Source organism: Mesorhizobium sp. M0019 (assembly GCF_040323975.1).
Classification (GTDB): Bacteria; Pseudomonadota; Alphaproteobacteria; order Rhizobiales; family Rhizobiaceae; genus Mesorhizobium.
In genome coordinates this window covers 1-1480 of the sequence record NZ_JAMYVK010000124.1, presented here as the reverse complement: position 1 = coordinate 1480, position 1480 = coordinate 1, and the positions used below count along the sequence as shown (strand labels likewise).

Annotated in this window: 1 protein-coding gene; it reads right to left on the bottom strand. The window is 60.8% G+C overall.

Annotated elements, in window-relative coordinates; genetic code table 11:
• Positions 1 to 306: 306 nt before the first annotated feature.
• The gene (locus tag NKK47_RS34935) at positions 307 to 1338 is read right to left on the bottom strand and encodes an IS110 family RNA-guided transposase (protein ID WP_352458922.1); all 1032 of its coding nucleotides are present in this window, start codon (positions 1336 to 1338) and stop codon (positions 307 to 309) included.
• Positions 1339 to 1480: the final 142 nt, after the last annotated feature.

The window sequence follows — 1480 nt, the reverse complement described above, 5'->3', positions numbered from 1 at the left end:
AGCGGGTCGTCTAATCGCTCGAGCGTCAAGGGGGTGAGTGCAAGGCTGTCGTCCTTTCTGTCGATTCTCGTTCGTCCGCATGCCGGGTACAGGGTCGTCTACGCGGTCGACGCGATGATCGCCGCAGGATGAGTTTCGCAGGTGAGATCTTCCTATGTTCGTTGCGCAATCTGCTTACCGAGGCAGTTGCTTCCCGCTTCGCGGAATGATCTCAGCCACGTCCCGGCAGGGACAGCTTGATGCGTCTGTAAGAACGCTGATGGTGGAATGGTATGGCGGAAACGTCGCAGGCGAGCGACTGAAGTATCAGGCCGCGGCTTGCGTTCCTCCGTGCGGATCAAACAGCTCGCCCGTCCGAAGCATCGCATGCATGATCACCGCCAGCTTGCGCGCCAACGCTACGGCCGCTCGCTTGAAGCCGAGCCGATCTTTCAGCTCCAACGCCCAGGTTCGCAGGCTGCTGGTATCCGTCGACCGGTTCAGGATAACCGCGGCCGCCTCATATAGCAGTCCGCGCAACTGATTGTCGCCACGGCGCGAGATATGACCATCATTATCGACCTCGCCGGACTGGTAGCGCCTCGGGGTCAGGCCCACCCATGCGCCCACGGCGCGCGAGTTCCTGAAGTTGGCCGGATCCTCCACCGCTGCGGCAAAGGCGGTGGCTGTGACGGTGCCTACACCGGGCACTGACATGAGCAGACGGCAGTGCTGGTCGTTACGCGCCATCGCTGCCAGCTGCTTGCTCAGCTCTGCGATTTGGTATCGGATACCACTCCATGCCTGCAGCATTGGCACAACAATGCGCGCCAGCTTTTCTTCACCCCGCAGAAGGTCGCGAACGTTGCGTTCGAACACGCTTCCGGCGCCCTTGGGCACGACAAGGCCGAACGTCTTCATCAACCCACGGATTTGATTGGATATCTGCAAACGCATCTTAAGAAGTTGGCGCCGTGCGGTGATCAGCGTGCGGATCAGCATGCTGTCGAAACCTTTGACGCGGACCTCTCGGTAGAAGCCGACCTCGGCCAGATGTGCCAGGCCATCGGCATCGTTCGCATCGGTCTTGTTCGCGGCCATGTCGAGCGCGGCTTTGGCATGCCGCGCGTCGATGCAGATCACCGGCAGGCCCTCTGCCGTCAACGCATGGTAGAACCACACCGACAGCGGCCCCGTTTCGAACACAACCCGCCGGACATGGGGTGCGCGCTTGCGGATCACCGCCGCAAGCAGTTGCGGATCGGATGCGCACTTGCCCCGCCAAATCCTCTTACCGTTCTGCCGGATCGATATTGCCGTCTCTTTCATGGATACGTCGAGACCGATATAGTGTTCCATGGCTGTCCTCCGTTCGGTGGCTGGGCCCGGTGTCGAATCGAGAGCCCGTTCTTCATCCTATCGGAGGACAGCCAGCCGGCCAGATGTTCGAACATCGCCGCCACATCTCAGGTGGCCACCGCTTCCGCGATTACTTCATGTT